The 13527-nt window shown below is 35.1% G+C and carries 13 protein-coding genes, 1 other RNA gene and 3 pseudogenes; 15 read left to right on the top strand and 2 right to left on the bottom strand.

The genetic code is table 11. The features are described from left to right. Positions 1 to 100: 100 nt before the first annotated feature. The gene (locus OOK84_RS04905) at positions 101 to 853 is read left to right on the top strand and encodes a hypothetical protein (protein WP_264731310.1); all 753 of its coding nucleotides are present in this window, start codon (positions 101 to 103) and stop codon (positions 851 to 853) included. Then, positions 825 to 1658: a hypothetical protein gene (locus tag OOK84_RS04900; RefSeq protein WP_264731308.1), complete on the top strand. Its 834-nt coding sequence runs from the start codon at positions 825 to 827 to the stop codon at positions 1656 to 1658. The genes OOK84_RS04905 and OOK84_RS04900 overlap by 29 nt, the downstream gene beginning before the upstream one ends. A 385-nt stretch (positions 1659 to 2043) precedes the next feature. On the opposite strand, the pseudogene OOK84_RS06870 reads toward OOK84_RS04900, so the two are convergent. Continuing rightward, positions 2044 to 2257: pseudogene (locus tag OOK84_RS06870) on the bottom strand (IS110 family transposase); the annotation flags it as partial. Between the two features lie 156 nt (positions 2258 to 2413). Between OOK84_RS06870 and OOK84_RS04895 the strand changes: the two are divergent. The 13 genes and pseudogenes from OOK84_RS04895 (at position 2414) to fumC (ending at position 12759) form a co-directional block, all read left to right on the top strand. Further along, positions 2414 to 3055: a hypothetical protein gene (locus tag OOK84_RS04895; RefSeq protein WP_264731306.1), complete on the top strand. Its 642-nt coding sequence runs from the start codon at positions 2414 to 2416 to the stop codon at positions 3053 to 3055. 395 nt (positions 3056 to 3450) lie between these two features. Next, positions 3451 to 3584, top strand: a pseudogene (locus OOK84_RS06865) (IS3 family transposase); the annotation flags it as partial. 103 nt (positions 3585 to 3687) lie between these two features. After that, positions 3688 to 4023, top strand: a transfer-messenger RNA (tmRNA) gene (gene ssrA / locus OOK84_RS04890). Between the two features lie 22 nt (positions 4024 to 4045). Next, positions 4046 to 4483: a ClpXP protease specificity-enhancing factor SspB gene (locus tag OOK84_RS04885; RefSeq protein ID WP_138264795.1), complete on the top strand. Its 438-nt coding sequence runs from the start codon at positions 4046 to 4048 to the stop codon at positions 4481 to 4483. A 209-nt stretch (positions 4484 to 4692) separates the two neighbouring features. Then, positions 4693 to 4914: a hypothetical protein gene (locus tag OOK84_RS04880; RefSeq protein WP_253309905.1), complete on the top strand. Its 222-nt coding sequence runs from the start codon at positions 4693 to 4695 to the stop codon at positions 4912 to 4914. Next, complete coding sequence (locus OOK84_RS04875; RefSeq protein ID WP_264731303.1) at positions 4895 to 5206, top strand: type II toxin-antitoxin system RelE family toxin; 312 nt, start codon at positions 4895 to 4897, stop codon at positions 5204 to 5206. The genes OOK84_RS04880 and OOK84_RS04875 overlap by 20 nt, the downstream gene beginning before the upstream one ends. 142 nt (positions 5207 to 5348) lie before the next feature. Next, entirely contained in the window at positions 5349 to 5627 is a 279-nt protein-coding gene (locus OOK84_RS04870) for a YggT family protein (RefSeq protein ID WP_264731300.1), read from the top strand. Beyond that, positions 5628 to 7751 carry an FtsK/SpoIIIE family DNA translocase gene (locus OOK84_RS04865; protein WP_264731298.1) on the top strand — a complete coding sequence of 708 codons (2124 nt, stop codon included), beginning with the start codon at positions 5628 to 5630 and terminating at the stop codon, positions 7749 to 7751. 154 nt (positions 7752 to 7905) lie between these two features. Continuing rightward, a complete protein-coding gene (locus OOK84_RS04860) occupies positions 7906 to 8430 on the top strand; it encodes a GAS domain-containing protein (RefSeq protein ID WP_253309908.1) in 525 nt (174 codons plus the stop codon). A 197-nt stretch (positions 8431 to 8627) separates the two neighbouring features. After that, entirely contained in the window at positions 8628 to 9248 is a 621-nt protein-coding gene (locus OOK84_RS04855) for a TRP75-related protein (protein WP_264731296.1), read from the top strand. Between the two features lie 25 nt (positions 9249 to 9273). Next, positions 9274 to 10554: a flavodoxin-dependent (E)-4-hydroxy-3-methylbut-2-enyl-diphosphate synthase gene (ispG, locus tag OOK84_RS04850; RefSeq protein WP_264731294.1), complete on the top strand. Its 1281-nt coding sequence runs from the start codon at positions 9274 to 9276 to the stop codon at positions 10552 to 10554. A gap of 111 nt (positions 10555 to 10665) precedes the next feature. Next, entirely contained in the window at positions 10666 to 11022 is a 357-nt protein-coding gene (locus OOK84_RS04845) for a hypothetical protein (protein WP_264731293.1), read from the top strand. 342 nt (positions 11023 to 11364) lie between these two features. Then, positions 11365 to 12759: a class II fumarate hydratase gene (gene fumC / locus OOK84_RS04840; protein WP_264731291.1), complete on the top strand. Its 1395-nt coding sequence runs from the start codon at positions 11365 to 11367 to the stop codon at positions 12757 to 12759. A gap of 81 nt (positions 12760 to 12840) precedes the next feature. Here the strand turns inward: fumC and OOK84_RS04835 are convergent. Beyond that, positions 12841 to 13132 (bottom strand): annotated as a pseudogene (locus tag OOK84_RS04835) (IS4-like element ISWosp8 family transposase); the annotation flags it as partial. Positions 13133 to 13527: the final 395 nt, after the last annotated feature.

Raw genomic sequence — 13527 nt, 5'->3', positions numbered from 1 at the left:
TTGAACTGATATTATATAAGTTTATTTGGCTAGGATGGTAAATATGCAAGAGGCTCATATACAGAAACTAATAGAATTTTCTGAACTTCATAAGAACTTTATGCAGAACAGAAGACCAAGCGAGTCGGAAAAACAATTGTTTGAGATAAGTGAGGAATTTAAAAGGAAACACCCTGAAGTTAGATTGAATGTACGCAGTAATGTGATTGATAAGAGAACTTTTGCTGCACACGGTACCAATGCTTGGGCACTTTTTTCAGCATTTGCTTTTACAAATGGCCAATTACTACCAAAAAATGAAATGAAAGTAAGGGGAATACCTGTTGTTGCAGGCGAATTGATATATGAGAAAAATAGATATAGTCCAGGTTCCCATTGTCCAAACACAGTGAGCCAAAATGCAGTATCAACTGTTGGATTGCATAATAAGAGTTCGCATTTGTTTGATACACTTCGCTATGCAGAAATGGCAACAAAAGATCATAATTATGATTACAGTAACTTCAGTAAAAAATATCTTAGTAAATATCAGAAGAGAAGCGTAGAAAGCATTATAGAAAAAGCAAGAGCACTTTTGAATGACAAAGAAATGCAAGAAGCATATGAAAGGTTATCTTCTATTCGAATGGTTGTTTTAGGTGATAGAATTGGAGGAACAGAAATAAATTCGAGTGTAAATAATGAATGTGGATGTGAAAGATTTAACGTCAGAATTATCATAGTAAATGAAAAAGACAAAGAGTATATCAGAAATTTGATTAATAAAATCAATCCAAAAATAGCTGAAGGTATAGTGTATTTAGATATAGCAGAGGTTATGAAGCTTGAAGGTAAGCGTACTAAAAGCCCCTAACAAATTTTGCTTTCAAGAGATCTTTCTAGGTGGAAAGCGTATCTCTGTTCCAATTGCTTTTAAAGATAGTTTTGTGGACGATTTTGCAGAAACATTTAAAGATAAATTAACTTTCAGTTTTTCTGATAAGTTTAATGTGTGTCAAATAGAAAAGAAAAAGCTAGTAAAAAGAACGATAAAAGGTAGACCTGAAATATCTAATGCCACTATAACTTACTATCAAAATCCAGATCCAACTTCAGGAACAATAATTGATGATGTAGATTACAGTGTAGTGTTTACCGAATCATTTCAATCAAAAGTAGGTAGCAATGTGGCTATTAACTGTGATAATGAGCAAATTTTAGAACAACCGGCTGCAAGTGATACCACTACACAACCGTTTGTTTCAACCCCTCCACAACAAGAACAACCAGTAGACATTGGCCCACAAACGATTACAAGCAGTGCAGTTCCATTGCAACAAACACCTGTCAGTAACGAAACTAACAATAATTTTCAGCAGAAAAAGCAAATTAATCAGCCACCTATAGTAGGCAACCCAAAACGTAATTCTCCACAAAAACAAGCTTCAGGAATTTCTCCAAGAGTTATAGGCTTAGCATTATTATTTGGTGCTGTAGGAGCTACACTAGTTGCAATAGGAATTATACCTGAGATTATTGCTATCGGAGTAATTGCAACTGCTGTATTATTAGGAATTGCAGGTGCAGCATTAGGTGGTATAGTAGGGTATCTTACAGACATAACAGTAAACAAATGTCATAAGCGAAGCTGTTATGAAAGTTGCGTAACTAACAACTAATGTCATTCAAATAGCTCGTCTAGGCATGTTTTTTTCTGGATTCTATAGTATTTTCTAAAACGAATGATAAACGTCTAAAATGGTATTACCAACTAAAAGGTGTAAGTCTTTACATTGATGCATTAGAAGTCTGAGGCGACTTTTGATGGTGTGCCAACAATGCTCTATCGGATTTAGATCTTACTATTACCCACAAATATAAATGTTTGTTGCATAGCTCTTAATGGCATAACTTTTGCTTGAAATAACTGTTTATATGGTGCAATTTACAGCTTTTAGTTGCTAAAATTATAACTCTTAGTTTAATAATTTTAATCCAATAAGCTTTCAGGTTAATAAAATTAAATTATTTGAGTAAATACAATACTATGTTTTTATTTGTGGGTAATAGTAAGTCTTTTACCCCATCGTTTTTTGCGATGAATTCAGCATATTTTTCCAACAGTTTTGCATCTAATTTATCGGTTTTTGCAAAGTGATTGCAGGCTTTTGCAAATGCATATGCCCGATTTGGGTGAGCTCTATGAACAGCTATGTTATACAACTTTATTACAAGTTTCTCATAACCTCCTGTTTACACATAACTTAACAAATACGTTAGCTTGTCTACCTATTTTGCCATTCTGCTGAACGGATACATCCGAGTAGCACATCCTTTACTTTGTAGGTATACTTTTTTTGACATGCGGTTATATCTTTTTTAATATAAAGGATATATACTTATGCATTATATATTTTTTTGTATGAGGAGTTATATGAAAATGAAGAGATTATGCGTTTTGGCTGTGTTGCTTACTTCATCTCTAGCAGGTGCAGCTAATAATAGTGCAAGTAAGTCAGAAGATCAGTACTATGCAGGTTTAAACTTTGGTGCTGGATGGGGTGGTGGCTTTGTAATGAAACCTAGCGTTGTTTTTGGTTATCATCATGACAAAAACTCTAAGTTTGAACTTGAGGTTCTTGCTAACATGAGTGATATTGCTAATAAGGATACAAGGAAAATAGGGGCTAGCTTATTGGCAAATTATCGTTATTACCCTGACCTTGATATTGATCCCGTTAAACTATATGTCAGTGGAGGTTTAGGAGGATACTTACAAGTAATACCTTTTGGCTTTGGTGAAGGTGGTAAAAGCAAAGATTCAAAATCTCAAGATCCAGGAGCTACCACTACTTCGAGTGCAGGTGAGGTTACTGGAGCTGCTGCAGAGGAGGCATCTGTAGTAGATAAAATACTGGGTTCTATTTCCTATAAACTGAAGGTCGGTGTTGATTATGAAATTGCTCCACAGATAGTTGGTGCAGTTGGTATTGCTGCAGGCGGGCAACTAAGTGGTATAAAAGCATTACAAATACCAGATGCAACTCTGGAGGTAGGAATACGTTATAATTTTTAATGCTGCTAAATTGTAACTTAGTTCATAAAGGTAGAGACAATGTTGAGGATGAAATAAACAGCATTGAAAAAATCTGGAAATATATGAGATACTTTTCGAATATGGTTTTGAATGCTAACTATAGATTAAAAAAATAACAAGAAAAAGGGTAAACTCCAGTATTTGTAACCGTTCACGGATTGTGAGAATGAATAAGGAAGTAGGTCCAAAGTGTAATGGTATGGATTTAGTATAAATAATTCAGGATGCTTGTGTCCACTGGTTACATATAAATTCATAAGGTTTTGAGAGTTTTGAGTCTTTTTGCGTAATATAACAAAGTTGTAAAGGTGTAACCATAATTCCTCCTTCGATGGCAATTTCTTATATATCATACCATCACACTTTGGAACTGTACACCTAAGCACTCCGTTCAACAAGCTAGAACTGCTATATTTGAATACATAGAAATTTTTACAAAAAACAGCGTAGGCATTCTGCTATTAATTATTGCATTCCTGAACATTGTGATTCATCATTCTTTTTGTAAAAAATTTTCTTAACTTTCTCTCCACTTTTTCTGGGTAAGGTCACAGAATTTTTTACTGGAAATCTTAATTTTGTCTTAGCAATAAATCAACTTAAGGTCATAATATCTTGACATTTATTTAATGTTGCTATATAATAGCTATGTACATTTTGTGTACTATAGCAATAAAATCACCCTGTAATAGGTGTATTGGACCCGAGGGCAGTACTCGGCGCCTCCACCATATTTTTAATTTATATGGGGGCGAATAAGGATCGACATGCATAGTAAAGATGGTAGTTTTGCTCGGTTAGACACCACCGCTAAGAGTTCATAATTTAAATGCAAACGATAATTTTGCTGCTGAAGACAATGATGCAATAGCTGCTTAATTTAAGCACTATAACTTCATTGCTATAAGCACGGTTCAGGGAACGCCGGGTAACAGAAGTTCCCCAAAAATTTACGTATGTGGAAGTTATATGGAGCAAACAGATTACAAAAAATTGCTTAATTCTGCCAAGTTTCAAGTTATCAAAAAGACTTTAGATGTTATATCAGGTAATGGTTTTATCCCTCATTTAGAAATATTATTTTTCACATATTTTAATGGTGTGACCATGCCAGATCGTTTGAAAAAGTCATACCCCACTCAAATGCTTATTATATTACAGCATCAATTCTATGATTTAAAAGTTTCTGAGGATAAATTTAGCGTCAGTTTGAGTTTTCAAGGAAAACAAGAGCGAATTACTATACCGTTTTTTGCTATTAGTGAGTTTCGTGATAAAATTTCAGGAGATGTTTTAATATTTGACAAAATCAGTATCGATTCTGATAAAGAATACAAAAGTGAAAAATATACTGAAAAATTATCAAACGGTAGTATTATATCCATAGATCAACTGCGTGATGAGTAATTGCTCATCTTTGTAAACAAAAAATATTAATAGAAAAAAGTGGTCTAACTTAAGTAATAGAATAGAGGAATACTATCGTAGACAAATATGCTAAATCTTTAATTGTTTATTAACGCAGGTGGCAGAATTTTTCTTACATATCATCAACTTTCTTTATTGAAAAATTCAGAAAAATGTTGTATAATTGTTAGTAGGCTTTGGTAAAACATATGGCAGATTCAGGAATTAGTATAACTTTTGACCCAAAAACTTCGCAGCATCTTGTTGAACTAGCTAGAGCCACTAAGCAGTCTGTTCAAAAATTAACAGAAAAGCTAGTCAAGGAAGCAATCGAACTTGAAGCGGAAGATATTGCATTTTCCAAAATTATTAGGGAGTTAAATGCTGATGATGCAGAAGAAGTAGAGGATAGTGAAGACATCTGGAAATAAGCGATACACCATTAAATATCTAAAGCATGTTCTTAAAAGAAATTTGCCTTTCTTGCCGAAAGATGTAAAGCCAAGTATTAAAGACGCAATAAAAAAGTATCTTGAGATTGATCCTATTGGTAACGGTGTGTTGCTACGCAAGAGATTAAAGGGACATAGAAGAATAAAAGTTGCTGATGATTACCGTATTGTCTATCGTGTAAATACTGCAAAACGTATAGTAATTATTGTTTCAATAGGACACAGGGACAATATTTACAAGCAGGCAATATTGGACCCACTAAAACATTAAATATATTTTATACAGCCCTCCTTCCTCCTACCTTAGGTGCAGCTCAAAAAATGAAGTTTTTTTTGGTTCAGCAAAAACAACATTTTGAGTTTGAAAAGGCTAAATACTTGTCTTTATTATAACTTTCGTGTAATAGATATGCATGCATCCAACTATATATCTACTCAACACGTTACTTGATCTTTATAGCTTCATTCTAATATGTTGGATTGTCCTAGATTTACTGATTAGGCTTAATATAGTGAACGTGTATAATGATACTGTCAATCGCATAATGCGCACCTTGAATCAGCTGACTTACCCACCATTGAAAATTATCAGAAGGTATATACCACCATTCAACGGATTAGATTTATCTATAATGATATTGCTAATAACAATTCACTTTGTAAAATATACAGTAGCTTACTACTTTAGGTAGATGTTAAAAAAATATCTAAAATCAGCAATATATCTATCCCTTTTAATATATGTATATATATCAGTTTTTAGCTACAACTATAAAGATCCTTCCTTAAACACGGCTACAAATAAGGAAGTGACAAATTTAGGTGGAATAGTAGGTTCATATTTAGCTGATATATTGGTTCAATTTCTTGGATTAACTAGTGTTACAATAGCTACAACCATAGTTTACTTGTTGATCTTCAGGCCAGCAAAAATACTGCTGAAAATTCTCTATTTAATATTAATCAATTTAGGGGTATGTGCTATATTACCACAACTTTCGCTAGGCATCACTGCAAGGTACAGACACAGTGGAATAATAGGGAATGCACTCGTTAATAACTGCCCATTTTATGTATTTGTGATAGTAACATCAATAGGTCTTGTAGGATCGGTTGGTTGGAAGAGAGCAATTTACTCTCTATTCTTCTTATGTAAAAAAATAGCTTGCTTATTTGTAAATGTTCCATTCTTCAAATCACATAAAACTGCTGAATATTCAGTTGCACCATTAGTAGTAGAAGAAAAACATAGAACTAAAATCACTACTAAACAACAACCAAAAGAAAGACAGAAAAAAGCTACCGAAGAAATTTTTAAACCTTCCAGTGAGTTCGAGTTTCCAAGCATTCATTTACTTTCTAAAGCAGAGGAGTCTTTGCAGAGAAAGCAGCTGAATGAAATGGAGAGCAATAAAAATTTATCTCTGCTGGAACAAGTCCTGAGTGATTTTGGCGTGCAAGGAAAAATTATCAGTGTATGCTATGGGCCGGTTGTGACTTTATACAAACTTGAACCACAAGCTGGTACGAAATCTGCAAGAGTAATTGGCCTTGCAGATGACATTGCACGTTCGATGAGTGCACTCTCTGCACGTATTTCAATAATTCGTGGGCAAAATGCTATGGGAATAGAGTTGCCGAACAAGGAACGAGAAATTGTAATGCTGCGTGATTTGCTTGAATCACCAGAATACCAGAATGCAAACTTAAATCTCCCAATTGCCCTTGGCAAAGAAATAAGTGGAAAACCAGTTATTGCAGATCTGACTAAAATGCCCCACTTGCTCGTTGCTGGAACCACAGGGTCGGGTAAATCAGTTGCGATTAACACTATGATTCTTTCGCTCGTTTATCGATTAAGTCCTGATGAATGTAAGATGATAATGATCGACCCAAAAATGCTTGAGCTTTCAATATATGATGCAATACCGCACCTAATGGCGCCAGTAGTAACAGAGCCAAAAAAGGCTGTTATCGCTCTTAAGTGGATAGTGAAAGAAATGGAAAATCGCTATCGCATGATGTCGTATTTAAATGTACGCAATGTAATAAACTATAACCAAAAAATCACAGAAGCAATGAATAGTGGAATAGAATTGGAGCGCGTTGTGCAGATTGGCTTTAACTCAACAACAGGCAAACCTTTGTTTGAAAAAATACCAATCAAGATGGAGACATTTCCGTATATTGTAGTGATCGTGGATGAAATGGCAGATTTGATGCTTGTTGCCGGCAAAGAGATAGAGTGCTCTATTCAACGTTTAGCTCAGATGGCTCGTGCTGCAGGAATACACATCATAATGGCAACACAACGACCATCTGTGGATGTGATCACAGGTGTGATAAAGGCGAACTTTCCAACGAGAATCAGTTTTGCTGTTACTTCTAAGATAGATAGCCGTACAATACTTGGCGAACAAGGAGCTGAACAATTGCTCGGTATGGGTGATATGCTCTATATGGCCTCTGGTGGTAAGATCATTCGAGTTCACGGTCCATTTGTGAGCGATGATGAGGTGCAAGATATAGTTAATCATCTGAAAATGCAAGGTGAGCCAAGTTACATGGAGGAAATTACCAAAGAAGATGAAAATTCTTCTGTGGAATCAGAAGGTGAAACAGAGGATGAAGAAAACGACCTTTACAACCAAGCAGTGGCCATCATTCAAAGAGATCAAAAAGTTTCAACCAGTTACATTCAGCGACAACTTAGAATAGGCTATAACAGAGCTGCAAATATTGTTGAAAGAATGGAAAAAGAAGGAATTGTCAGCTCTCCAAATTACTCAGGAAAGAGAGAGATATTGGTTGAATAGCAACCTTGTAATACATTAACTTAAGTTTTTGCACTTTCAAAAAGCAAGTCAAACAAAATTATTAAAAGGTCAATACATAATGACAGTTGATTTAATACTAATTTAAGTACTAAGAACGTACAATAGTAATATATTAATTAATTAGGGGGTAAAAATGTCAAATATTTTGAGTAATGCTTGGTATAGTTTGTCTGGCAATGACATAACAGACATAACAAAATTGCAGGAACAAGTAGAAGAACTAGAGAAGCTATTAGGAAACTTCAAAGGTTTGCCAGAACAAGTAACAGAACTGTCAGATAAATTCGGTGGTTTATCAGAAAGATTTACAGAGTTGTCAGGTAAATTTGACGGTTTGTCAACAGATCTATCAGATAAATTCAATGGTTTGCAAGAAAAGTTTACAGGCTTGCAAGAAAACTTCACAGGTTTAGAAGAAAAAGTGGAAACACTCACAGAAGCAGTAGCAGATCAAGAAAAAACACTACTAATTTGTGCCATAGTCAGTGCTGTTGCCGCAATAGCGATAACTTCTTTTGTTGCATTCTGTATCTATCAGGGAGTTAAGTGTGAAAGGGAGAAAGAAAAGAACTTGTCTAAAGATACACCAGACGCAAAACTTAATAATGTAGATGCTATCGATGGCAATGAAAAGAAGCATATGCAAATGCCAGACTAAGTTGCATAACACTCTTCTTGAGAAGGTGTTACGCAACTTGTAGCACCTTACTCTTCTCTTAGCCTATGTAGGTTTTTTGATAGTAAACATATCACTTTTTAGAAAAATATTTGTATTGTAAAGTTAGTAAAGATTCTGGTTTACTTAAAGTTTGTTAATTGCTATCTTTTAAAACACGATATTTACTATAGCACCATATGCTTAGGATTTTTTCTAAAGTTTTGTTTATATTAATGTTTTTGGTTTCTAGCTTTTTTACTGTGCATAGTGCTGAAGCTAAATCTAAGCTCAGTAAGAGATACATACCTCCTGGTAACCCTGGTGGTGCAAACTTTCATACAGATGAGGATTTTGCTGAGTCATATAAACTGTATGAGAAGCGTAGGGAGCTCCTCAAGAAAAAAAAGTCACAAGATCGAGCTATAAATAAAGAAGATCTAATCAAAAAATTAAAAGAGAAAAAAATTGCTAGTCTTGATAATGAGCCAAATGACATGGAAGCGTGCATAGTCGACGATGAAGAGAGCGCTATGATAAATCAGCATGGTATTAATATCGCACGTTTAAAGGGTGCTGTATTTATAGATCAAGAGCCAGTTTCCCAGTATGAAAGCGAGCAGCATGAAAGTGAACAACAAGAAGGGAAGAAAGTTACTTCAACACGAGAAAAAAAAGTTTCTCCTATAAATGTCACTATAAAAGAAAATCCATCAAGAAAAACGTGCTCACATGATTCTATTGCTAATTTGGATAACGTAGATGCTTATAGTTTGAATGGTTCGAGTTCATTTGGCAGCGTAGCTGACACAGTAAAATAGTATCACAATATTGGCCATTAATAATATGCTAGATAAAGACCTGATATTGAATGACGATGCATATGAATTATCGCCAATTTCCAGGCACAAAACTCATGTTGTAGAAGTTGGAAAAGTAAAGATAGGTGGAAATAATCCTATAGTCGTACAATCTATGGCGCTTGGTGTGCATATAGATTCTGATGATATAAAAAGTAGCGCAAAACATTATGCAAAAGAAATAACAGAACTAGCGCGCGCAGGTTCAGAGTTAGTACGGATTGCTTTGAATTCAGAGGAAGTAGCAAGGGCAATACCTTATATAGTAGAAGAGATAAATAAAGAAGTTTTTGACGGTAAAATATTGGTAGGCTGCGGTCAATATGAGCTAGATAAATTAGTTCAAGATTATCCAGACAACATCAAAATGCTGGGTAAAATTAGAATCAATCCAGGCAATATAGGCTTTGGCGACAAACGTGATGAGAAATTTGAAAGGGTGATAGAGTATGCAATAATGCACGATCTTCCTGTTAGAATTGGGGTAAATTGGGGTAGTCTTGATAAATACCTTTTACAAAAACTGATGGATGAAAACTCTTCGCTTAGTAATGCAAGGCCTTCTGATGTTATACTGCGCAAAGCACTTGTAATGTCTGCTCTTGATAGTGCAAAAAAAGCTGAAGAAATTGGTCTAAATTCAAACAAAATAATCATTTCATGTAAAGTTAGCAAAGTACAAGATTTAATTTTAGTTTATATGGCACTTGCAAAATCTTCCAATTATGCGCTGCATTTGGGTTTAACTGAGGCTGGTATGGGCAATAAAGGTGTGGTAAATACCGCAGCAGGGCTTACTTATTTATTGCAAAATGGCATTGGAGATACAATACGGGCTTCTTTGACTCAACGTCCTGGTGAATTGCGTACTAATGAAGTGGTGGTGTGTCAGGAAATATTGCAATCTATAGGCTTGCGACACTTTAACCCTCAGGTTAATTCATGTCCTGGTTGTGGGCGCACAAGTAGCGATCGTTTTCGTATATTAACTGAAGAAGTGAATGGCTATATAAAAACTCATATGCCGATGTGGAAGAAAAAAAATCCAGGTGTAGAGCATATGAACATTGCTGTTATGGGATGCATAGTAAATGGTCCTGGAGAAAGCAAACACGCAAATTTGGGAATCAGCTTGCCTGGATATGGAGAAAAACCTGTTTCAGCAGTCTACAAAGACGGCAAGTATTTCAAAACTTTACAAGGTGATAATGTCTCTGAAGAATTTAAGGCAATTATTGATAATTATGTGAAGGAGCATTACACGTAACCTTTCACGGTTAATTAATAGATAAATCGCAAATAAAAAAGAAAATTAAACCTTGTTTTTCTTTTTTCGCTATTAATATATTTATAACACAATTGAGTTTAAATAGTTGGTATGAAAAGCTTTTTACGAAATTTCTTGCACTATCTTCTGTCATCCCAGTGCTTGACACTGGGATCCATATCTTTTTTTCTCTGGTCACGCGCTGGAATGACACCCAGGACGTGGTGTAATAGTTGTACAAGAATCCTACTAACTTTACTATTAATTCTATTTCCACTTTTAGCATCATCTATAAGCATTGAGGACATCGAAGAAAATTGCGATTACGAATATTACCCTAAATTAGATTCTTCTTCTGCTGATGAGTTACACGTTATAAAGCGAAATTATTATAGATACGGTGAGGAATTAAAAATACTAGCAGATGAGAGGATAAAGGAGATCACTTTAGGCACTAGTGATAAATAATTGTAACCAGACTGCATTCTGTGATTTTTAGCAAAACACGATCTTTCATTTGAGCTTTCTTCAATTTAAAGTAAATACAGAAAATTGCTGCCTATAGCTGAACTGACCTTACCCAGAAAAAGTAGAGAGAAAGTTTGGAATGTTTTTTACAAAGAGAATAAACTATTTGCCATATTTTGAAAAAACGTTTTATTTTACTCCAAAAACGTCTTAACTTTCTCTCTACTTTTTCTGGGTAAGGCCACACTTGACTACTTGGATCTAGTATGATTTAATTAACCAAGAAGTAGACATGAAAAAATTATGTAGTGAACCAGTTTGCATGACGCTAAGAAGGAAAATATGGATAGAAAAACGAGAATAGAATCAGACAGCTTAGGGGAAGTAAAAGTACCAAGTGAACATTACTGGGGAGCGCAGACTCAACGTTCTTTAGAAAATTTTAAGATTGGCACAGAAAAAATGCCAGAGCCTCTGATTAAAGCATTAGCAATAGTAAAACTTGCAGCAGCACGTGTTAACATGAAGCAGGGTAGCATAGATAATAAGGTAGGGGACGCAATCTGCGCAGCCGCAAGGGAAGTAATAGATGGCAAATTTAATAATGAATTTCCGCTTGTTGTTTGGCAAACCGGATCCGGAACGCAGACTAATATGAATATGAATGAAGTGATCAGCAATCGCGCAATAGAGATTTTAGGTGGTAATTTGGGTAGTAAATCTCCGATACATCCAAACGACCATGTGAATTATGGTCAGTCATCAAATGACACCTTTCCAACAGCAATGCATATAGCAGCAGCAGAGCAAATAAACTGCTTGCTTATTCCAAATCTTGAAAAATTGCATAAGGTGCTGGATAATAAGGTTCAGGAATTTAAAAATATAATAAAAGTAGGACGTACTCACTTACAAGATGCAACGCCCCTAACACTGGGACAGGAGTTTTCTGGCTATGCAGCCCAGATTAAAAAGGGGATAGAGAGAGTAAAATTAACTTTAAGTGGTATATACGAGCTTGCACAAGGTGGCACTGCGGTTGGCACAGGACTCAATACTAAAAAGGGTTTTGCTGAAGATTTTTCAAGCAAAGTTGCAGAAATTACTAATCTTCCATTTACTTCAGCAGGCAATAAATTTGAAGCGCTAGCAGCAAACGATGCTTTAGTTGAGCTCAGTGGAACACTCAATACAGTAGCAGTCAGTTTAATGAAAATTGCAAATGATATAAGGTTGCTTGGTTCTGGTCCAAGATGTGGAATTGGGGAAATAATGTTACCGGAAAATGAGCCTGGTTCTTCAATTATGCCAGGTAAAGTGAATCCAACTCAGTGTGAAGCAGTAACTATGGTGTGCACTCAAGTTATGGGAAATCATGTTGCTGTGACCATTAGTGGTTCAAACGGTCATTTTGAATTGAATGTGTTTAAGCCAGTGATAATTTACAATGTTTTGCAGTCTATAAGACTTTTAGCTGATGCAAGTTTAAATTTTACAGAAAAATGTGTAGTTGGTATTAAGGCAAATGAAGAGAGGATAAAAGATTTACTGAATCAGTCGTTAATGTTGGTCACTATATTAAATACGCATATAGGGTATGACAATGCAGCAAAAATAGCGAAGCTTGCTTATAAAGAAAATATCACTCTAAAAGAAGCAGCAGCAAAACTTCAACTGCTCACTGAGGAGGAGTTTGAAAGGATAGTGAAACCAGAAGAAATGGTGAATTATTTGTAACCGTTGGGAGTGTTAAATAAACCATACGCGTCAAGTTAAGAGGTATCCGTTCAGCCAATGGCGTCAACTTAAGAGCCTCCATTAGCAAACTCTCCTAAAAACATGATGGCGTTTGGGCTTATCTACCTTATTGTGGCTGCCCTGGTCGAATTTTAACTTTAGCACGCATGCTTAAAAAGGGCTTGAAAGTTTTTTGGTGCAATAAGTACTTGATAGAGTTTCTGCTCATTACACCAAACAAAACTGAAAAATTTAAACGATACTCAGTAATTTGATCTGGGTTCCAAGGCCCTTGTGCATCACACATATGAAGCGATAATATATTACACATAACTAAGTTCGCCCAAAATTCTTGTAATACAGCCTCTAGGTGTATGGTCCCATAATTCCTCCTTTGATGGTATTGTTTTCTCATATTTTATCATACCATCACACTCTGGGACTGTACACCAGGAATTATCCTATTGAATTCTATGATATTATTTTTGTAACATTGTCTAAAGTGGCCAGTGTCAAGCACTGGAATGACACCATTTCCGTGAATATTGCTCTTAATTTGTAACTAACCTAAGCCATAAATATTAAGAAATTTACCAAACGAAAAAAAAGGCAAAAGAAGCCCCGTTGGTGACTAGTTATTTATATGTACTTCAAAATATTGGCGTTTTTTATTCTAAACGCTACGATTCAGCCGCTTTTAAATGCGATTAACCTAAATTATAAACGTTAAGAAATTTACTGAGCGGAAAAAAAGGCAAAGAAACCCTA

This window comes from Wolbachia endosymbiont (group A) of Sphaerophoria taeniata, assembly GCF_947250735.1.
Classification (GTDB): Bacteria; Pseudomonadota; Alphaproteobacteria; order Rickettsiales; family Anaplasmataceae; genus Wolbachia.
The sequence above is the reverse complement of the archived record's forward strand: the minus strand, read 5'-3'. Positions and strand labels throughout refer to the sequence as shown.